Genomic DNA, 20,795 nt, shown 5'->3' with positions numbered 1-20,795 from the left:
CTAATTCTGGGACTGGCAACTAACTTCCCATGTATTCCTCTCTACGCAGCCTCGGACTTCAATATCTCGGATTTAACGTATGCGCGGAAATCAGACGCGGCAGTGAAGCATCGGAAGCCCGCCGAACTTGCTAACGCCAAAACTTCTGCGGTCTCGTTCAACAGTACTGCAACGGGTCCAGTCAAACCAGGTTGTAATCCGTCGGGCCATGCCAGATCGAATACTGCTTTTTGCGCTCCAGTTTCAGGATCCGCGTAATCGAATGCGACTTGCCCGCGCGGCAGACCTTGGTCCTCCACCCAGCTGTTGAGGATTTCAAGCTCCTGCTCTTCGGCCTCACTGGTAATCCCGCCGATTGGTCCTGAAGTCGTCGTAGCGGAGGGTGTTGTTCCTGCAGCTAGCCATTGCGTATCGCCGTGCAGAAGTTCTTCGAACCGCTTATTTGCTTCGGCCGCGAGCAGGGTCTTTCGTGCTTCCAGGAAGTCGAGAAAGCGGTCCATCTTCCAGAGTGCTGGATCCATCGGGATCCATTGTGACGCCAGTGCGCCGGGGTGTTTCGCCTCCACCTCGGGAAAGTAGTCCTCAGGTAGCCTATCACTGATGTTCAGGTTGGTGTCTTTGGTCAGGAAGCAGAAATTTGCCAGCGCATTCACTTCAGGGCGACGATATTCCCGTTTGTAGAGTTGGGCCTTGGGGAAGATGTGGTGGACTTCGAGGCGGCTCATTTTACCCAGCATGTTAGCCTTGAGAGGCAAACCCGTTCCCCAGTCGGAGGCTTCGCCCATGCGCGTGAGCATGTAAAGGACAGGGTAGAACCGAGCGCCAAGGCTCCAGCCGGTGAAATGACCCGGTTCAACTCTCAGCCCTCCGTGCCAGAGGCGCAGCTGTTCAATAAGCGCGTCGAGGCCGCCATTAGGTCCTTCGAGCGCGGCCAGATCCTGGTCTATGACCGTTTCGGTCGAGCCCGAGAAGCGGCCCCACATCCCAGCTTGCGCGAACCAAAACAGCAGTTTGTCGCGTTCCTTCGCGTCTAGGCCGCCGTTCTTCTTATCCATGTATCGGACCATCACTGGGACGCCGAAGCGGCCGAAGAAAACTTGGTCGTGGTCGAGGCCCAGGCGTCCGGCTATCAAGTTCAACGAGGTGTCGATATGTTTTGAGGATCGTTTCAGGCCGTCTTGAATGTCGATCGCATCCTTGTCGTGGAGATAACTGAACTTCGCTTCACCCGTGAGAATGGTGTTCACCGACCGCAACAACCAGTCGATGTTGAAATGGTATCCTGCGTCTGACCAGTCCTTGATCTTCGCTTTCATGGTGTCGCGGGCGTCGGGCCATTCGGCGCAGATCTTGGCAAGGGCGAGATCGCCCTTCGAAAGCTTGGTGCCGCCGCTGTTTACGCGGTTGAATATGTCGACGACGATGTCGAGCGTCTTGTCTGCTCCGGTAACTTCCTCAATGTGCAAGTCGATGTCGGTGATGCTAAGCAGCTTGCTCAGGCGGCCCACGAAGTCACCAACGTTTGCGACTTGTTCAGGGTCGGCAGAGAGCTGCGCAACAAAACTGCCAAGGCCAGCCGTCCCAGCCTGCATCAAGGCGGTAACGTCGATCCATAGAGGATCATCCTGCATCTTGATTGGCTGGTAGAAGGCGAAGGTTTCCGTTCCGAGGTGGAAACGAAGTCCAGTGAAAGCTTGAGGATTGCCATCGAAGAATTTCGGCGGATGCCCCCTCACAACCCCATAGAGCGACGTCATCCGCTGCTGCCCATCCAGCAACAACTTGACGATACCTGCAGCGATAGGGCCGTCGCCGCGATGTGCCGCAGTCTTCGCTTCGGTTGCCCAGACTAGCAGCCCGCCGACGGGGTGACGTCGGTACATTGAGTCGAAGAGGCCTCGGACCTGGTCGCGGTTCCATACATAGCCGCGTTGGAATTCTGGCAGCGCCATGTGCCCGCTATCAATGTGATCAAGTATCGTTGAAATTTTCACGGCGCTTCTCCATTAAGTCAGTTGCTCATACGCTCGCCCGGCAAGCGCCCTTGTTCACGGGACGTCAGAAATTGCCTTCAGAAGTGCGTCACGGGCGTCTGAATAAAACTGAATATCAACCTTGGTTGCCATGTCGTCAGACAAGTCGAACAGCTGACGCCTGCATGCAACCGGCATCAATACTGCCGTCGCCCCCTTTTCCACCGCGATCTCCACCATCTCCACAGGGTTGTGAAGGGTTTCGATCGACCCGCCGAGATTGACCTCACCGACAATTACAAGTCCGCCACGCGTGGTTTTCTTCAATAGCGCGGTGCACAAAGCCACTAGCGCCGCAACGCCTGTTTTCGAGCCAGTCTTCGCTGCGTCAAAGGCCCTAAGTTGAACTGAGAACTCGTGATGACGTGGATCCTTGTCGCCAACTAGCTGAGCCGCTCGCGCATACAAGTTTTGTTCGGCATAACCTATGCTCTCCTTGAACGCTGCAGGGACGGGTTTGTTGAGAATCCGCACTCCAGAGCCTGGGCCTTCATTGACTTCTATTCGGAATAACCCTGGGTGTTCGCCTTCGCCTCCCGGCCCAACTGTCCAAACTTGGCCAGGTTCGAGGGGATCACCTGCGATACTATTGTCATTCTGTAGCTCAGGTGTTGAAACGAATTTTTCCACACCGTCGTCGCCCATAGTATAACTGAAGTGGGTGTTTCGGAATTCCGCTGCACCCACACGCTTCTGCTGCTCTTTCACACGGCGTCGCGCTTCAAGCGCAATCCGCACAGCCCACTCGATATCATCGTCACTCACGTTATCGGTGGTCGGATAAAGAAGTTTAAGGAGACCGCTTGCCGTCTTGTTTACGGCATTTGTGTCGCGCCCCGATAAGGCTCCACCAAAATAGACTCTTCCCTGAAGCAAGCTAACACGACTTTCGTTACGTAGCTGGCTCCAACATTCCGAGAGGAAGTCGCTCACTAGGCCAAAATGTGAAGTCAGTAGTTCCTTGCTAATTTTGGGCACGTCCCAACCGGGCAAGAAAGCATGGATCCGATCCATGAAGGCTGTGTCGTCTCGCATCTCTGGAGGCATCGGACCAAAGAGGTGACCGATGCGTTGTTGATGCTCAACATCGACATCGAAATTCCCTACTAGAACGATGCTTCCGTCCGCGCGAATGCTTTCTTTACCTCTGCTAAATTCGCCTGATTCCATGTAGCCTTTCATAATATTGACGCCGTCTTTCTGATCGAACGATACTCCTGAGACTTCGTCGAAACAGACAACATCGTACTGGCAAACAAGGCCACGTTGCCCATTGGAGTTGTTAACGAACATTTTGGCTACAGTGGCTTTTCCGCCTGAAATCAAGTGGGCATATGGTGAGATTTGTTGAAATAGGTGGCTTTTCCCGGTGCCTCTTGGGCCAAGCTCGACCATGTTGTAGTTTCGCTCAACGAATGGCACCATTCGCAGCATTATAGCATCCCTTTGGCGTACCGTGAGGTCGCCAGGCTCCAAGCCAATTGAACGCAGCAGGAAGTCTTTCCACTCTGCCGTACTAAAGCTCTGGCGCGCTTTCGCTAGGTCGCCAAGTACGTCACGCTTGGAGAGCTGAATTTCCCGTAACGCCGCAATCCCGAAGGGACGTCCCTTACTTTCCTGTGCGATCGATGCATCATAATTTAGGGTGACCTCGGCGTAGAAACCTCCAGTCAGCATTCGCTCATGTTCCTGAATTTGCTCAGGATTGATCCGGACGTCTGTCAGTCTCAAGCTTGGCAGTGATGCGACGTAGGAGTCTGTTTTAGCGTCCAGCCTAGCTGTGATGATATCAATTATTTTGACGCTGCCTTCTTCACGGGCCCGAGCCTTAAAAAGCTCTTCTTCACCGGCACGAACCGTTCGCGATTTCAACTGTCGCTCTACAATTTCCAAGCCTTCTTCGATCTCTTCTGGATCAATGCTGGCGCAGTATCTGCCTAGTAAGAACTCCACCACATATGTCGGAACCGGGTACTGTCGGCTGAAGGTTCGGACCAAGTCTTTTCGAACGAGGTATCCGTCGAGGCTGGCTGCCGCCTTTCGGTCAATGTCATCAAGCTCGATCATGCTCCAACTCCACCAATGGCTATTGATACTTGACCGACAGTTGCACCGTTTTCGTTGATAATGACCAGTGTTGCCCCGGTCCCTTCAAGGTCTTCGTTGTCGACTACGACGGATGCTGACCCTGAAGCTGAAAAAGGCTTTGTTTTTACGACGACTGTGCTGCTCGGGTTGGCAGGCTGCTGGCGAATATCAAGCGTTAGAGTCTCATTGGGAACAGCGAGCACAGCTGTGCAGCGCAGTCCCTTCCAAACGACATCTGAAATTTCCACGGGTGTCGCGAGGACGCTCAATGACGGCTTCACTTGCAGATGAAGGGTTAGGGATTCTTGGAGACTCAATCCTCCGTGAGTGTATTCCTGCCCCGAGCGGAAACAGGCAATGCCATTGGCAAGGGCGAAGTAATGGGAAGAGTTCCAAAACCATGGGAACAGGGGGATATCTGTCTTCGCTCCAGGCTTTATTGCTGCGCAACGACCCCATTTGTTCACTGACAATGCAGTTGGTAGTTCTGTTTTGGGCAACCCTCCTGGCATTATGAGCCACCCGTGGTCGGTGACAATTCGTACGCTCGTCCACCCGCCTTCTAGGAGTTGGACGATGCGGTTTTCCACCTCCGCGATCAATACGTCGAGGTGGCGAGCCAGTTTCCAACCGCGTTCGTGGCCTTCGTGGTCAATGTCACCCAATTCCGTCCAGGCTGTTCCAGACGGATCGCCAACTTCACTTCGAGTCAGTATTTGATATCCCGCATCGGTTATCAGTTTTTTGAAATGATAACCGCCCCTGAGGGACTGACCGGATGCACCGACTGAGGGATCGAATTCTTCGCTCTGGTCGCGTCCTTCGATCTCATGCAACACTGGTGACACTGCTGGTTTTGCTGTCGAGGTAACGCTTGGCAAAGCCGACCAAGCTGGGGTTTCAATTACCTCTAGTCCGGCGCTTTCTAGCTTGGCTGACAGCCGTTTCCCTAGGTCAAACCGCAACCCATCAACGAACAGTATGCATTCGGAGTCTATCCGGCTGGTTTTGGGTTTTGACGCAATTGAGCCACCAGGATAGCCCTCACTTTCAACCAGCTTCTGCACATGACGTGCGGACGCTTCTGCCCAAGGCAAGTAGATCGACCGTAGCGCGGCAATCACTGACGCAGCGTTGGCGTCGGTATTGGCCTCCTGTAAAGCGGACAGTACTGCATCGTCTGCCTTCCAGCCTCCTTTGGTGTAGCTGCTTTCAACGTCATCCAGCGTCCCGCCAGCCAGGGATTGCTTCGTGATTGCAGCCAGAACAGCAAGATGCTTGAGCGACTTGGCAAGCGGTGAGTGCCCCATTTCAGCCCAAACCAGAGTTCGCCTCGCCGCGTGTGCTTTTTCCAGTCCCATCAAGGCCGTTCGCGCTTGCGCATCGGTCAACGTCTCGAGTGCCAGGAGTTTTTGACGCAGCGCCTCTTCTTCGGCATCGTTCCATTGCGGCCACGCGCCCTTTGTCGAAATGTCGCTCAATAAATCAAAGGACGGCATTCGGCATTTGCGAAGCGTATCGGGTATGTTCGGGTATCGCTGCGGCGCTTCGCAAAAACGCTCCCAGACAGTGCCCCACTGTCCTTCTCGGCTCGCAAGTTTTTCAGCGCCCGTCAGAACCCCAGCGGTCCTGGGGTCGAGGCCGAGCTGGGATGCGCAGATGTTGCTGAACGCCCCCCAGGCGGCCGGACCGATGCGGTCGGTGTAGGCGTCGCCTTGATCGATCCAAGTCAGCACATCGCGCGTCAAATCCCCACTGGTCAACAATCCGTTGAAGAAATCCCGGTCCAGCCTTTGGCCCTCAAGTGCGGAAACCTCCTGCTCGAGCACTTCGTTCAATGCGGTGATCATGGCAGCGCGGGTATCGCCGTCCGCAGTCACTTCGAGGCCAAGGCCTCCCTGCGCAGACTTTAGAAACGCGAGGACAGTCCAGTCTTTTGCGCTGACCTGTGACCAGATCGTGCCGCGATATTGCAGTTCGGCGAGGGGTTTGAGGGCGTCGGGGCACTCGTTCACGGCGCGCAGGTCGGTTCGCGCGACACCTGGCAGGTATAGGATCGGGACGCTGCCAACCGGGAAGTCGATGCCGTCCAACGTTCCCGCAATGGCACAGCGTAACCAGATGGCGGGACCGGTGCGCCGATCCGGTGCGTAATCGCCAAGCACCACCATTTCTGGCAATGCGTCCTGAAGCTGCGGAACAACAGCTTCCCACTGCCGGTCCGGATCGGGCCAGAGGATGCAGGCGGGTTTTACCTGCACCTCGGGATTATGAGCCGCCGCACCACGGACAGCGTTCTGCAGCCGGTCGATCACCTTCACTTGGCGGCCTCCCGCGCGGCTTTCTTCTCGGCCAGGCTCAAATGGTGATCGTTGATGCGCTCGCCGTTGAACGTATCGAACCAGGGGGCGGAGGCGACATCTTTCCCGCGATCCTTATTCCAATGCACATTCGGCTTGTCTCGCAGGACACCTGCATCTCGTTTGGACACATCGCCGACGGTCATGAAGGGGCGGATGTTCAGGCGCACGCCATCGTTCAGATCGGGGTCCCAGCCGATGGGCTGCTCCTCCAGCGGCTTCCAACGCACGAAGATGTCGTGGGGAGCTTCCCCCTCCAGGATCAACTCCAGCTTCTTCTTCAGCGCGTCGGCGGCGGCCAGCTTTTCCTGCGCGCCGTCAACACCACGGGCGATGTCGTCGCGTTGGGTTTTCATCCAGTCGCCGAGATAGGTGTAGATCAGCGTCTCGAGCGTCTTGCGATCCAGCTTGTGATAATTGACTAACGCGGCAAAGCCGTCTTTCAGGCCGTCCCAGATGTGCCAGATGAAGGGGCGGTGCTGGAACAGCTTGCAGTGCTGCGTGAAGAACTTGTCGCGCAACCAGGTGTCGAGCGATTTGCCCGCGTGGTCGGTGTTTGCCAGCAGCTGAGGCAGAGTGCTGGTGGTCCAGGCGTCACCATAGGCGGCGGCTAGTAGGTTCAGCAGGCGGTCTTCGGCCTTGGCCTCGCCACGAATTGGTGGGATGCAGACAATTCCGTCTTCATCCGCGTGGGTCAGCAGGGCGTCGCAGCGGTCCACCCATGCGCGTTGCTCGTCTGCCAGTTCCATTTCCGAATCGAACTCTGCGGGCCAGCGATATCCGAGGAGGCGGGCGACCGCGACGTGGAGTACGGTGTCGTCGGTACGGAGTGGTCCATCAGCGGTCCATTTCGCATCTTCATCCCAGACAACCGAACCGCAGGGGTGACCGTAGAAAATCCATTGGGTTGGATCGTCTGAGTAGGGTTCCGGAAGACCGCGTGGAAATTTTTCATTGGCTATCCTGACCCAATGTTCCAAATCAAATGGAACCTTCACAAGGGTGCCATTGGCGACGATCACTTTTTGCTCCAGTTTGCGAACGACGTCGTGAAACTCCTCAGACGCACAAAATGCATAGATCGCAACTAGATCACTACTATTATTCGGGATGATTGCGGCCATTGATTTATCATACTGATTTCCCATAAAAATCGAGGAGCGCAGTCCTCTCATTAACGCAATTCCAACTCCAAGCTTTCCCCACGCTTGCCCGCCGCTTTGGTCTTGGTTGTGAATTTGTTTTCTATATAGCTGGTCCATACCCCGTACTCTGTCGGTCTCGCGATCCCAAGAAACAACGAGTGACATCCCATCAAAATGTGCAATCTTTTGGGCTGAAGATTGTAGCCATGCCCACGTCTCAGGCTTTTGCGGGAATTCCCAATAGGTTCGACCAAATTGCTCAAACCCTCCAGTGCCAAGACCCAGAAAACTGCTAGAACGCTTCGAAAGGAGCTCGGTGAATTCCAATTGCTCGAGTGAAATTCGTGCATCCGGGTTCTGAAGCTGTTCCGCCTGCTTTACGATTTTTATTTGGGATGTTTGCAATCCGGCCGCTTTTCCTGCGGCTGTCTTCGGTTCAGAAATATCCAAACCTCGCAGGGAATGGGTATTGAGGGTTGGATCTTTCTCAAAGGCTTGTCGAAGCTCAGCATCCTGTCGGCTGATGGTAATCATGGCGACAAATGCACCAGCTGCTGCGCTTGAGTCAAAACCACCTTCGCCCAAGCGCGCCAAGAAATTCCAAGAATAGTTTCCTAGCAAATCTTCTCGATATTTTTCGTAGCTCTTAAGAAACAGCCAATTCTGTGGCAATATGACACTGGAAGTTCCTCCTAAAGAGCAATACTGGAGGCATCTTTCCAAGAACACTGTAGCAAGTTCGTTTTTTGCAGCCGGATAATACAAATTGCTAAACTCGCGGAGTTTTTCTACTTGCTTGCCTCTCGCCAAATAGGGAACGTTTGTTACAATCCACGTATACTTTTCCGCCAATAAAATTGCAGCCTTTGCCAAGCCCTGAGCTACAACAGTAGCCTCTTGAAGATCGGCTGAACTTTCTTGAAGAAGCGCTTGATTCAGTGTTTCAGATAGCTCGTCCCATTCAACAATTTTGCTTGCCGCCGACTTAGCTGGGTTTAAAAGGCTTCCAAGTACCGGAGCGTCGCGGAACGTGTCATGCATCCAGTCCAGTGCGATGGTCATGTTGCGCTTGCCAAGGCCAAGCTGCTTCCATTCCTCCTTGCCCACGCTGACAGACAGGCCAGAGCAGGCCAAGTTCAATTCCGGCAGCGCACGGTAGCCGCCCGCGCTGGGATATTTCCACGCCGTCAGCGCAAGCGCAAACGCCGCCAGTTCCACGCAACGCTGATCAATCTCCAGCCCATGGATGTTCTCGCGCAGCACGGCATCCACCGCGTCCTGTGCGCTCAGGCCATCGCGCTCCATCCGCATCGGCACCAGCATCAGGAAGATCGACACAAGGAAGTGCCCCGATCCACAGCAAGGATCGAGCGTGGTGAGGTCTTTCAGTTGCTCCGGCCACCCATCAAAGGTTCCGGCCGCCGGGGTCCAGGTGCCGTCATCGGCCTGCACAAAGCGTAGGTAATCGAGCGGCACACCGGGGATAGACGCCTTGCGCCGCAGTTCGTCTTCGCTGGTCGCGGTTTTCAGGTCCTGCTCGGTCAACCGGCGGGCAGCCCACCATGCCCCCAACGCGTTGTCCAGCAGGAAGCTGACCATATAGGGTTCGGTGAACAACTGTGTGACGGCGGGCAGTTCCCGCGCGCCGATCTTCACCTCGGATTTGTTGATCCGCTCTTTGTTGTCCGCTTGCCAGAACTGGTAGACCCAGCCGAGCGAGTCCGACGCCGTGAAGACTTCGGTCGGTAGGCTTTCGACATGCTTTTCCAACCGCTGTTGGTATTCCGGCGGCAGGGACAATTGGAACACGGGGGAGTCCAGCCGGAAGATCTGCGGCAGCATCCTGGCCGCGTATTGAGCCGCCAGTTCCCATCCGTTGGCCGCACCTTCATCGGCGGCAAGGTCTTCGCATTCCTCGAGAGAGACGGCGACCGGCCCGCTGGGGTCCGGGTACATGAGCAAGTTGTTCTCGGCCAAAAAGCGGGCGAAGAGCATGCGGTGCCAATGCTCATAGCCGACTTCTTCGATCAGCCGGTCGAGCTCCTGCGTTTCGCGTTCGGTATGGCGTCTGTCGCCCAGCTGACGCCCGTGAATGCGCAAGCGCCGCCGAAGGTCGCGTTCGTCTTCCGAGAGGTGCGGGAAAGCGGTTGCTTCGCCCACGCCCAACTGCTGCAGCGCAGCCTCGGCAGCATCTTCTGCCACTGTCCGCGCCGCTTTTACAGTGCGCTCCAGCTGGTTTCGCAGGGTCTTTTCAAGCGGCTGCATTCAGGCGTCCTATCGAATAATCACGGGGCCCTGAGCAAGGGCTGCGGCAAGGTCTTCGCGGGCTTCGTCGAGCCAGGCCTCGAGGTCCGCCTCGGATTTTAGCGTGCGGCTGGGCAGGTGGATGGTCTTGGCCGTTGGCTCCATCATCTCAGCCGCTTGGGTCTGAACCTCATTGAAGCGGGATGAGAGCGACTTCACGCGGTCTTCAAACGCGGACAATGTCAAAGTCTGCAGCGTCTGAAGGACCTCCGGAGCGCTGCCAACCTTCACTTCCGGCATGTCACTGTTGGTCAGTTTCTGTTCGGCCAGAAGGCGGTTGCGTTGATCAGGCTGAAGCTTCTGCCAGCTATCGTCAGCCTTTAGCTTGGCCATTCCGGCCTCATGCTGCTGTTTGTAAGCCTCCACGAGACGATTAAGTTCGTCACGAAGCATCTGCGTGAAACTCGCGACCAGCGGCTTCATTGGATCAGGATCGGCTAGTAGTTGACGCTGATCCTCGATTGCTTGGACCTGCGTCCGCAACACTTCAGCGTCAGTCAGGCCGTTCGCCCTTTCCGCAAGGCGTCGCAGGGTTTCCCAGCTCGGCCAGCGAGCGTCGATTTCTTTTGCCTGTAGGGTCCAGGCATCAATAGAGAATGTGAGTTCGTCCCTGCTGTTGTAGATGGACAAGAGCTGTTCGTTGCCAGAGGCTCGTCTAATATCATCGACCAATGACAGGCCGGGGGTCTTAGGCTTTGGAGCCTCGCCCCCCGCACGTTTGGCGAGATCCGTGATACTTTGAACAAACTGCGGAATCGGCGAAAGCTCCTCACCTTGTTTCGCGGCAATTCCGACCTTCTGAAGAACCTTTCGAATCTGAATGCGCTGTGGAGTTGAGATGGTCGTAGCCTCGACAATGAATGTCGCCTTACCAATCGATTTGCGTTCCAACCTCTTCGCATCACAAGCGCGGTGCTGTTCGTCCTCTGCTCTGATCAATCCGGACACAAGAAGTGCTAGCAGTGCGCCATCGACTGCATCGCGCGACCAGCCAAACGGCGGACCCTCAAAATGATCCCGGATGTCCGTTCCCTTTTTCCCTCCGGCGATGAACGATAGGACGGCTTTGCAGACAACGTTCTTTTCAGGCTCCCCTTCATGACCGACTGCTTTTAGGGCGTCCGGCGCTCCCTTGTGGGCAATATCATACACTTTGGACCAGCCAGTATTGTCCGCGACCGCAAACTGGGGGTAGAGCCTCGTAAGCGAGTTCTCAGCCCCTTCAGTAACTGTAGCCTGCAACCCACTCCCGGTCAGCTCGTTACCCCCTCCTTGGAATACGCGAGCGCCGGACATGGCCTCTAAGATCAATTCGTTGATTTTCGCTTCGGCAACCAGGCGTATGGTCTCCATCGCCCCGCGCGCTTCCTTGCCTTCAGGGGTGTCTGGAGCGCCACGCTTATCAAGAGTTGCACTAGCCGCCTTGAACTCAAGAATATTGTTTCGCAGATCATCTGCAGAGCGTCGTGGGATAAAGACAAATACCGTGGGGGATTGATTGCCAGCCTGACGAGCGTCTGCACGAACGGAATTGTCGTCAGTTGCCCAGCCGTCACGTATCCATACGTAGATTCGCTTGATCGCATCAGCCGGAAGCGTGGGATCGAAAATCGCACTCACATCCCGTGTCACTTTTGAGTTGCCATGAAGCAGCGACACACGCCCAACGAGAGCACCAAATTTCTTCCGGATGAGGTCATCTCGTTCTGCTTCGATACGATGCGATTGGTTTGCTAGCGTGCCTTTCTGACTAAGGAATTCGTCGTTCCAAGCCGAGCTTTCTTCTGTCTGAATTCGATACTCATCGCCAACTCGCATGATGAGATCGCATGCGTCGAGAAGCTTGGGCAGCTTGCTTCGAAGCCCAGATGAGCCCGTTGGAAGATCGTCGACTAGCAGATCTGCGATTGTATCAATCGTCGCTTTGATCCCAATTTCAGAATTACTGCTCCCGATCTTGTTGATCAGAAAGACGATACCGCAAGCGCGAGAAGTTAATTTCTGATCGTCACTGCCGTGTATCCAAGACATCGTCTTTTCATGCAGCTTTCGCGGCAGGATTCTGGCCTGCAAAAGTTTATCTGCGCCGTCAAAAAAGAGGAAATCTGCCGGGACCGCGAACCCAATCTTTTGATCAGCACTTTCTCTTGCCGCCTTATGAATAAGGCTAAGTTGGTTGCGAAGCTGACTATCAGTACCCGACGCATCGAGAACTCGATTGGCGGCTTCCCAGAAGCGCCGACGAACCGGAAGAACCGGATAGTCCTGCGTAAAGAAAGCAACGTCATCTTGCCGGTGGCCAATATTAGTTCCACTCAAATGCCGTGAGATCTCACCAATATTTTCCTGCATCATGGCTTCAATGCCTGGTTTGGAATCGGCGTTTTTAGCGAGGATAACTTGCCTCACCACTGCATCTACGTCCGCATCTGAAAGTTCGATGCGGATCGTAAAGCGGCCCTGAAGCCTTGCAAGGGTAGGCGTGCCAGTGACCGCCGTCTGACCGGTTCCGACAAAAGTGAGCTTCCCGCCAAGGCTTTCGTCTTTTACGACCGCTTCGACCATTTCTTGAACATCCATCGCTCGATCGCCACTGGTGCCAATAAACTGCTGCACTTCGTCTAGTACGACTAAGGTAAGGGGGAGTTTGTTTTCCCGTGAAATAGCTGCCCGTATAGCGGAAATCATCTCCTGATTGGATACGTCCTGAACATTCGGATAGGTGTTTTGGAGAGCATCCACCATAGAATTGGATGAGGCAAAAAGCTGGGGTTTTGCTTCGATTAGGGCCGCATGGAGACCTTCCGCCACGTAGAAATTGGCCAGTTCTTCATCCCAGTCATAGCTACTTGCTTCTATGTGAGCGCGAACCTGTTCCTCTATTCCTTCCTTCCTCAACCACATCACGAACCGAGCAAGAGGATATTGTTCCGGCAACCCAACCGACCTAAACACAATTCCAAGCAAGGCTAGGCGAACGCTACCGCTGGCGCCAGCGCCGAGTGTTCCCGAGGCTGCGTGAAGGCCACCAAAACGACGAGATTGAACCGTCAATTCCTTGAGGTGATCGCGAACCTCTTGGGGCAGGTCTGCTATACCTCGCGCTGTCGCACTGTCATCAAAAGTGGTGTCTAACCAAAGCGCGCGGAGCATTTTTACCATGTGGGATTTACCGGACCCGTAAAAGCCGCTGACCCAAACACCAGGCTGTTGTGCCTGGTCAATATTCTTCAGATAGGTATCAAGGATATGCGCCATGCCGGAGCCATACTGTCCGTCACATACAAAAGTCTCGAGCTCATACCGCAGGACGTCCCTCGCAGGCGACGACGTGCCATCATTCACGTTTGCGACGCCTTCGTTGACGAGTTTGCGGGCGGTTGGGTCTTGCCGGTAGAGCGAGCGAAGTTGCATTCGAGGTCTCTTTCTCAGAAAATTTTGTCAGCTGTTATCGGAACGGCCAGGTAGTTCCAGCCATCATAGCCGTCGAGAAGCCGGTAGTTATTGTCTTCGTAACTGCCTGGGAAGAATATCACGAGTCTGCCCGAAACCATTGGGGCCAGGCGATCCACCACATCTTTGACTTTGAGAAACCCAAACAAACTGCCAACGCCGGAAATAGCAATTACACAATTGTGGGGCGACTCCACCTCAGAGATGCGGCGCTCAAAATCCGAGGCCAGATGCTCCAAGTATCTTGGATATATTGTCGCCAAAAGGCTTGGTTTATCGAAGTATGATTTCGCATATCGCTGTGATGCCAGCCACTCTGCGAATGTGTCTGTCAGGTCGTGGAGGTGCCAATCGTGTCCAGCTTGTCTGGAAGCCAATTCAAACTCATCTATTTTGGTTCTAAGTGCTCGCTCCTCTGTCTCATGATAGACGCAAAAGACCACTCGCTGAGCGGCAGCTGCGTCATCTCTCCAGGGAATAGAGATGAACTGAGCGTAGGATTTCACGAGGCGTTTGACTCGGCTCATTGCAACCACTCCCGGTCGGTTCGGGGCAGTAGGTTTGGAAATGAAACTTCAAACACGTCGCCAATGTGGTTGATGCTCAGCCACCCTTTTTGACCCGCTTGTTGTGCCAAGTCGAGGGATCGGTCCGCGCTGCAGTCCAGTAGTTTTGCGTACGGGCTACTTAAGAGCGAAAGCCCTCTGAGCCCTGCCAAGTATCCTAAGAAGACAGCATACGCGGCGTTTCCGGGTGTTGGACTAGCCTTACAGCGGATTTTCACGGAACGACCGGACAGGTGCCCTGCTTTTGTCCAAGATGAGTTCAGGTTTTGAGCTGTTGACTTGAGCGTCGCCGCGCTGAATCGATTTGGAAAGAGTGCTTCAATATGCGCTTCCAATGACTCGCGTGACGCTGTTACGCCCTCTGTCTTCGAAGAAATGAAGGGGGCAGATGATCTCAAAAGTGCGTCCCGTACGAATGCGCATTGAAGGGCTAGAAGCGCTTGTCCGTCCGGATCCCGGTCCCAGAAAAACCTCAAGCCACGAAATACCAGTAGGTCCGGATCGAGTCCGTAGAGGTCGGCAAGGTGCCGGAATGTCAGTGTGCGCGTTTTTGCAGATCTCTTTCCAAGCGTATTTTCCTCAATAATTGCCAAGCGATATTTATCGCGTTCAGCAAGAGGATCCTGAACCGCGTCAAATAGTCTACTGAGTTCATCCACCATGATTGTGCGTGATGCATGTGCCCCACCCGTTTCGCCACTAAAGCCCAAACGCTTGAGGCTTGCCTTCTCTTTGTGCAAGTCTAAACCGTTATTCATTGCGAGGGCCGATCACGCCAGGGTTGAGGAGAATAATCTGCTGATCCTTTGGTTGCCGCGCGGCAGGATCTGTGTCGAGCCCGAGCCTTTTGAGCGCGTAGTAAATTAAGGCACGCCGAACCGAGATCTTTGCCGTTCCACCCTGCATCCCATAATCCAGAGCGATCACCTTTTTCTGGTTCTCGGAGAGTTCAGGGTGGGGGCCAATCTCAAGCGTGACGTGCTGTTGCCAGTCCGCGTCGGCCGCATCCGCCACTTCGCTGTCTTCAACGCCGCGCGTTTGGAGGATGCGCGAAAGCAGGAAGTCCTTGAAGACCTCATCGGTCTTGCAGAACGCCCGTGTGTGCCATCGAAAGCCATCGAACCCGATCGCGTGAGGCGCGATCCACCGCCAGCTCGGTTCGGGGCGCGAGAGGGACTGATATTTCACCTCAATGACCTCCGAGCGGCGGATGGCACCGACGACGGATCTCAAAGTGATCGGGTTCACGCCCCTGGTTGGCGTCGGCGCAGCATCATAGGATGGCAGTCCGGCGATCCAGGTATCGTCGCTGTCCATGATGCCATCGGCCAAGGACCGCAGCTGTGCGAGGTAGCGACTGGCGTCAGGTTTCAGGAAGTGGGCGGAATACTCTGGGCCACGGACATACGTCCGTGCGCTCTTGTCATACACCATGTTGTCCGGCGCGAAGCCGATGTAGCGGTTTAGGTCGGCGGACGCCTGGTTCACCGAAAGCCCAAACTGCTCCATCAAATCGCTGCGGTTCACTCGCCCCTCCCAAAACAATCGGAACTCGATGAACTCGAGGCGCTGCTCGACTCCCCAACGAAGCTCCGATTTTTCACTATCCATTTCGCACTCCCGACTCGGCGCGTTTGATTAATATGCACGCCTATTTTTTGTGCTGGCTGCACGCTAGCGGGGAGTCATTTCGTGTTCAATCGAAATCCTGCGTAATTACGGGAGATTGCTAAGACCGGACCCGTTTTGGCGGAACTGAACGAGAAACCAAGCAGGCGTGCCGATCCGCGCCAACCCTCGGCACGCCTGCAAATGTCGCAACCATATGTGCGGTCGCGCGGTCGGCGAAACCTCGGCCGACCTAGTGGGCTCCGAGCGGGTTCGCCGCCATCCCCACCGCCGCGCTCGATCCGGCCCACTGTCCGGCGTCTCCTGCGGTCCCCGCGCTTGTCGGGTCCGGGTCCCCATCCGTGCTGGCCGCTTTGGCTATTCCGCCTCAGGCGGCAGGGTCGAGGCCATGTCGGTGATCGCTTGAAATTCTGTCAAAAACTCTGGCCGATGCTGCATCAGATACCGCACGACCCGGGCGTTCCCGAGCAGCTTTCCCAAATACGCTTTGATCACGGTCAACTGCAGATGGTCCTGGCCGTAGGAGGCCTGGATCGATGTGATCCCTTCCTGCAGCCGGGCCAGCTCGCGCTCCATGCGGGCCATGGCCTCCGGGGTGATGCCCCTCATCTTCTTGGGTTTCTTCGTGTCCACCAGCTGCGCCTGGGGCGTTCCTGCAAGGATCGCGGAAATGTACGCTGGCGAGTAATTGTTTGCGTTCATCATCAGCTCTGCCGCCTCGATCTGGCGCATGGCTTTCATCTTGCGCAGGATTTCGAACACGGCGGTCGCGCAGTGTTTGTCTTTCAGGATGCTGACGGCCTCTTCACAGATCCCGTCGAGCAGCTTGAACCGCCTGGCCTCCACGTTCCGCGACCCTGTAGAGGATCTGGGCCACAATGCCGGGATGAGCCTGCCGCAAGGCCCGGTTGATCTCAACGTAGCGGTAGTCGCACTCCGGCTCGTAGCCGATCATTTGATAGGCGCGCAGCAGGCTGCCGAAGCGGCTCCGAAAGGCGCTGGACGACGGCAGGTCGTCCTGTTCATCGATGATCAGTCCGGAAAGCACGCCTTTCTGTTTCAGCACGGCGCGCAGGGCTTCGAGCAGTTCGGCGTCCGTGAAATGTTGGCTGCGCGCGTCAACGATTTCGCGTGCACGCAGGAACAGCGCCTCGCCAACGATGGCGGGGTACGCGCCCTCTGCCCGGATCCACATCTCGCGGGGATTTACAATCCGGCGCTGCTTCAGCTTGAAGGACACCTTGTTGTAGATGTTGTTGCCGATGTATTTTTCGTTGGTCAGGACCTGGTGCACCGATGCACGGGACCAGGGCCGCTCAAGATCCGTCAGATGCCCCTCGGCATTCACGGTTTCCGCAATCTCACGCTCCGAGCAGCCGTCCTCCACGAACATCCGATACATGCGGCGCACGACGTCTTGTTCCTGCTCAGGGCCCGGAACAAGGACCACACGGTCGGTCTGAAGGCTCTTCTGCTCGCCGCGGGACAACGCGCCCTTCGGGTTGCCGTGTTCGTCGATCAGCACCCGGCGCAGGCCGTATCCAGCCGCACCGCCTTGGCGGTATCCAAGTTCCACCAGGCGGCATTGCCCGGCGAAGACCTTCACGGAAAGCTCGCGGCTATATTCTCCTGCCATGACCCGCTTGACGGTCTTCAGCAGGTTGGAGCCGATGCTGCCGTCGTTTTCGAACTGCTCGCCGCAATAGTGGACACGGATCCCGGCACGAGAGCAGACATGCTCATGGTAGGCCCCTTCATCAGCATCCTGAAATCGGCCCCAGCGGCTGACGTCATAGACCAGAATGGCCTTGAAATCCGCCTTGCCGGTCCGGACCTCCGCCATCAGGTTTTGCAGGGCCTCGCGACCGTCCAACCGCAACCCGGATCGACCGGAGTCCTCGAACACGCGCAGGATCTGCAGGCCCCTCGCGGTGGCGTAATCCCGAATGATATCGAGCTGGTTCTCTGTGGAATATTTCTGGTGATCAGTCGACATCCGCACATAGGCGACGGCCGGTATGTCCTGCGCCTCCTCGCCGCCGTTGTCCGTTCCGTTGTCTCGACCGTCTTTCAAAGCAGGTTCTCCTTTTCAGCTGACTCAGGTGGGCTGTGAGAAAGGCGCAAAACCGGAGGTCGATTTTCCGCATTTGGCAGCAGCGGGCTTGGAAAGTCGTTTCCTGAAACGGGCAACTTCTTTCCGCTCTCTTTCGTGTCAGTCTTTGCATTCAAGTCCATCGCTGAACTCCTCAAGTCAGGCTTGCTCGTCAGACGCGGTCCAATGACCCGTCACGGACAAAACCGGCACCCGCCGTTTTCATGGCTCTTCAGTTGTTTAACGAAGAAGGACTTGAAAATGCGCGTGAAGATGGGCACATTTGTGCCGAAAATGGGCACATTTGTGCACCTGGTCGAAGACCCAACCGATTATCGAACCGCCATTGCAATGGCTTTGCACGAAGAATTGGACGATACACATCGGGCGATTAAATTGGCCATGCGCTGGACGGGTGCCAGTGAACGCACCGTAAAATACTGGTTTGCGGGCGAGCGGGGGCCGAGCGGTGATCATCTGATCGCCCTCGCGCGGCATTCAGATGCTGTGCTCTACGTTGTTCTTGCACTTGCAGGCCGCCACATTGTCGAGGAGGCAGACGATTGAGAGGCGAACGATGATCGGCAGACGTAGGGCGAAGCTCACTCTTGTTTTGTGTGCGTTTTTGGTTATATTGAATACACGCGAGATGAGAGGTGCTGCGCCATGTCCCGAACGACTACAATGACCGTCCGCCTTGGTGGAGAATTGAGTGACTTCGTGTCGGCCAACGTAGGCGATGACGGGTCCTATGAGAACGTCAGCGAGTACATCCGCGACCTGATCCGGCGTGACAAAGAGAGGGCGGAGCAAGAAGCCTTCAACCGGCTGAAGGGCGAGCTGACCCACGCATTCGCAGCCCCGGAGGAGACGTATCAACCGCTGACCGCAGCCGAGGTGATTGCGCGGAACAGGGCCTGATCCGATGCCCGCCATTCAAATCCAGGAAGGGGCGTCCCACCGCCTTGATGGCATCTACCGCTACACCCGTGACAGGTGGGGCGACGATCAGGCCGAGAAATACATCAACGGCCTGTTTGCCGCCTTCGACAAGATCGCGGACCACGGCGTTGCATCAAAGCCCATCCCGGCCGAGTTTGGTGTTGAAGGGTTCTTCTTTCGATACGAGCGTCATTTCGTCTACTGGCGACATCTCTCGAACGGCGACATCGGGATCGTGACCATCCTGCATGAGCGCATGCATCAGATCGACCGCTTCCGGGATGACTTCGGCTTCGGCTGATCGGCTGATTTTCCAATGAGCGTCGGATTTGCGCAGGGTTTCGCGTGGGTCCCTCGGGGTCCGACGCTGGCACGAGAGAGAGTTCGTTGCATGTGTCATTCCCTCCGCCACTTGCCCTAGAGAAACTGTTCTCCATCTCAGTTAGCGGCCGAATTTTTCCGTTATATTCAAGGGTTATGTGGCTTGGGCTGAGCACTGGCCTTGGTGCCATTATTGGCAAAGACGTTCTCTCCAGGCCGATATTCTCCGGACCTCTCGACTGCGCGGATTTGGTGTAAAGCCTGTAAACTGTTGAAATTGTTTGGGTTAAATCTCGCTCAACCTGAACACTTCGACGTCGGTCGCGGGTCCTTAAACGGACCGAAATCGAACTTTCCTGTCATCTCGATACACTCGCAAGCCCCTTGTGCCATTGAGGAATTTTCCACGAACCTCCATGCTGCTTGGGGAGGGTTTGAAAAATGCCGGAACTGGAGCTCGATACTGATAAGCTTGACGACGCCGCGCTGGCGATCCTCTGCCTGTCACTGCATGACGGAAATCGCGTTTGGAAGGGCCTCGACTGGGCCGTCACTGACCGGCTTCATGCCAAAGGGTTGATCGCTGATCCTGTCGGCAAGGCAAAGTCCCTGATGCTGACCGAGGACGGGCTTGCACGCGCCGAAGCGGTTCTGGCTGCGGTGTTTGCGAAGCGGCGCGATGGCTCGCAAGGCACTGATCCATGAAGGAAGCGGATGAGGAACGCATCGCTGCCAGGCTGGCCAAGTTGATGGCGATGATCTGTGTACGCAACACCGGCATTGAGGATCTTCATGCCGGGACTGTCCCGGTTACCCGCACTGGCGACTTTTCCGATGTCTTTGTGACCGACGCAGACGGCCGCCGGATGGTGTGGACCGATGTCAGTCACATCGACAATGACGCGATGCGCGACCTGATGCGGCAGATCGTCGACCGGCTCTACACGTTCCATATGAACCGGGACGATCCGCAGTTTCGTGGCCACCTCGATCGCTGGCTGGCGATTTCCGGAACATGGGACGATCCGAAGCTGGATGATGCCCTGCTGGCGGTGATCAGCGAAAACGAAGAACCCGACCGGCCGGTATAGTCAGGATGCGCTTGGGCCGATCGTGTGTCCCAGAAAGTCTTGTCCGCTCTACTCTGCTGGCTCGGCAACGGCAGCGTGCCTCGTGATGATGTCCTGAACTTCACCCGGCTTGAACGCCACGTCCCACTCCCAGCGTCCGAAGCCTCCGGCCGCGTTGATCGCTTTGACCCATTCGTTCAGTGCGTCGCGTTTGGCCTTATTCTGCGGGCTGTCGGTCCCCTTGATCTCGAGGGCCAGGAGCTTGCCACCCGACAGACGAACGAGGAAGTCCGGGACGTATCGCCGCCGAGAGCCTGCCCACATGTAGTAGACTTGGAAGCCGAGATGATCGTTTTTGGCATAGGCTTCCACGTCATCCCGGGTCTCAAAGACATTGGCCGCATGGCCCTCCCAGGATGAATCCCCGACCAGATGGCTGATGTGAGACTTGGTTGAGGGGAAGCATGGCTTGGTCGTATCCGTCCGCTGTCGCCGCTCTGACGAGCGGAACCCTCGGCTGATAGTGTCCACCATCGATAGTGGACATCTTGAGGCACTCCATGGCGGGCAAAAAGGGTCAGAAGAAGCGGTTCTGGGCTGACGAAGAGAAGCGGTTGATCTGTGCGCAGGCTTTGGCACCGGGCGTGTCTGTCGCGCAGGTTGCACGTCGCTATTCAATGAACGCCAACCTGATTTTCAAATGGTTGAAGGACCCTCGCTTTTCCCCTGCCACGGGTGAAACGCCTGATGTGCAGAAAGGCGGCAGTGTTTTTCTGCCGGTGCAGATCTCCG

The 20,795-nt window shown here is 55.9% G+C and carries 16 protein-coding genes and 2 pseudogenes; 6 read left to right on the top strand and 12 right to left on the bottom strand.

All coding sequences use genetic code 11. The features are described from left to right. Window positions 1-41: 41 nt before the first annotated feature. From CHB90_RS21225 to CHB90_RS26645, 11 genes and pseudogenes are all read right to left on the bottom strand, one after another. Window positions 42-1,994, bottom strand: a complete 1,953-nt coding sequence (locus CHB90_RS21225; protein ID WP_089279821.1) for a GmrSD restriction endonuclease domain-containing protein — start codon at window positions 1,992-1,994, stop codon at window positions 42-44. Window positions 1,995-2,048: 54 nt separating this feature from the next. After that, a complete protein-coding gene (gene brxL, locus CHB90_RS21220) occupies window positions 2,049-4,100 on the bottom strand; it encodes a protease Lon-related BREX system protein BrxL (RefSeq protein ID WP_089279820.1) in 2,052 nt (683 codons plus the stop codon). Further along, entirely contained in the window at window positions 4,097-6,442 is a 2,346-nt protein-coding gene (pglZ, locus tag CHB90_RS21215) for a BREX-1 system phosphatase PglZ type B (RefSeq protein ID WP_089279819.1), read from the bottom strand. The genes brxL and pglZ overlap by 4 nt, the downstream gene beginning before the upstream one ends. Next, the gene (locus CHB90_RS21210; protein ID WP_089279818.1) at window positions 6,439-9,891 is read right to left on the bottom strand and encodes an Eco57I restriction-modification methylase domain-containing protein; all 3,453 of its coding nucleotides are present in this window, start codon (window positions 9,889-9,891) and stop codon (window positions 6,439-6,441) included. Before CHB90_RS21210 ends, pglZ begins: the two co-directional genes overlap by 4 nt. A 9-nt stretch (window positions 9,892-9,900) precedes the next feature. Further along, window positions 9,901-13,344: a BREX system P-loop protein BrxC gene (brxC, locus tag CHB90_RS21205; protein WP_089279817.1), complete on the bottom strand. Its 3,444-nt coding sequence runs from the start codon at window positions 13,342-13,344 to the stop codon at window positions 9,901-9,903. A 14-nt stretch (window positions 13,345-13,358) separates the two neighbouring features. Then, on the bottom strand, window positions 13,359-13,910 hold the full coding sequence (locus CHB90_RS21200; protein WP_089279816.1) for a BREX protein BrxB domain-containing protein: 552 nt from the start codon (window positions 13,908-13,910) through the stop codon (window positions 13,359-13,361). Further along, the gene (locus CHB90_RS21195; protein WP_170941141.1) at window positions 13,907-14,707 is read right to left on the bottom strand and encodes a hypothetical protein; all 801 of its coding nucleotides are present in this window, start codon (window positions 14,705-14,707) and stop codon (window positions 13,907-13,909) included. Before CHB90_RS21195 ends, CHB90_RS21200 begins: the two co-directional genes overlap by 4 nt. Next, window positions 14,700-15,560, bottom strand: a complete 861-nt coding sequence (locus CHB90_RS21190) for a BrxR family helix-turn-helix transcriptional regulator (RefSeq protein WP_089279814.1) — start codon at window positions 15,558-15,560, stop codon at window positions 14,700-14,702. The genes CHB90_RS21195 and CHB90_RS21190 overlap by 8 nt, the downstream gene beginning before the upstream one ends. Before the next feature lie 375 nt (window positions 15,561-15,935). After that, window positions 15,936-16,424 carry a plasmid partitioning protein RepB C-terminal domain-containing protein gene (locus tag CHB90_RS21185; protein ID WP_245823328.1) on the bottom strand — a complete coding sequence of 163 codons (489 nt, stop codon included), beginning with the start codon at window positions 16,422-16,424 and terminating at the stop codon, window positions 15,936-15,938. Further along, window positions 16,387-17,652 (bottom strand): annotated as a pseudogene (locus tag CHB90_RS21180) (recombinase family protein); the annotation flags it as partial. The gene CHB90_RS21185 and the pseudogene CHB90_RS21180, both read right to left, overlap by 38 nt. Beyond that, entirely contained in the window at window positions 17,649-17,813 is a 165-nt protein-coding gene (locus CHB90_RS26645; RefSeq protein WP_170941140.1) for a hypothetical protein, read from the bottom strand. The pseudogene CHB90_RS21180 and the gene CHB90_RS26645, both read right to left, overlap by 4 nt. 118 nt (window positions 17,814-17,931) lie before the next feature. Here CHB90_RS26645 and CHB90_RS21175 point away from each other — a divergent pair, with 118 nt between their 5' ends. From CHB90_RS21175 to CHB90_RS21155, 5 genes are all read left to right on the top strand, one after another. Continuing rightward, window positions 17,932-18,237 (top strand): XRE family transcriptional regulator, encoded by a 306-nt coding sequence (locus CHB90_RS21175; protein ID WP_170941143.1) that lies wholly within the window; start codon window positions 17,932-17,934, stop codon window positions 18,235-18,237. 99 nt (window positions 18,238-18,336) lie between these two features. Further along, window positions 18,337-18,591, top strand: coding sequence for a ribbon-helix-helix domain-containing protein (locus tag CHB90_RS21170; RefSeq protein WP_089279812.1), 255 nt, complete (start codon window positions 18,337-18,339; stop codon window positions 18,589-18,591). Window positions 18,592-18,595: 4 nt separating this feature from the next. Next, window positions 18,596-18,913: a type II toxin-antitoxin system RelE/ParE family toxin gene (locus CHB90_RS21165; RefSeq protein WP_089279811.1), complete on the top strand. Its 318-nt coding sequence runs from the start codon at window positions 18,596-18,598 to the stop codon at window positions 18,911-18,913. Between the two features lie 461 nt (window positions 18,914-19,374). After that, a complete protein-coding gene (locus CHB90_RS21160; protein WP_200812569.1) occupies window positions 19,375-19,638 on the top strand; it encodes a DUF6429 family protein in 264 nt (87 codons plus the stop codon). After that, window positions 19,635-20,024, top strand: a complete 390-nt coding sequence (locus tag CHB90_RS21155; protein WP_074784655.1) for a hypothetical protein — start codon at window positions 19,635-19,637, stop codon at window positions 20,022-20,024. The genes CHB90_RS21160 and CHB90_RS21155 overlap by 4 nt, the downstream gene beginning before the upstream one ends. Before the next feature lie 48 nt (window positions 20,025-20,072). On the opposite strand, the pseudogene CHB90_RS21150 reads toward CHB90_RS21155, so the two are convergent. After that, window positions 20,073-20,480 (bottom strand): annotated as a pseudogene (locus CHB90_RS21150) (restriction endonuclease); the annotation flags it as partial. Between the two features lie 83 nt (window positions 20,481-20,563). Between CHB90_RS21150 and CHB90_RS21145 the strand changes: the two are divergent. Next, the coding region (locus CHB90_RS21145; protein WP_245823326.1) for a transposase at window positions 20,564-20,795 on the top strand (232 nt) is incomplete at its 3' end.

It is taken from the genome of Antarctobacter heliothermus (assembly GCF_900188425.1).
Lineage (GTDB): Bacteria > Pseudomonadota > Alphaproteobacteria > Rhodobacterales > Rhodobacteraceae > Antarctobacter > Antarctobacter heliothermus.
Note: the sequence above shows the minus strand (reverse complement) of the source record. Positions and strands in the feature narration are given on the sequence as shown.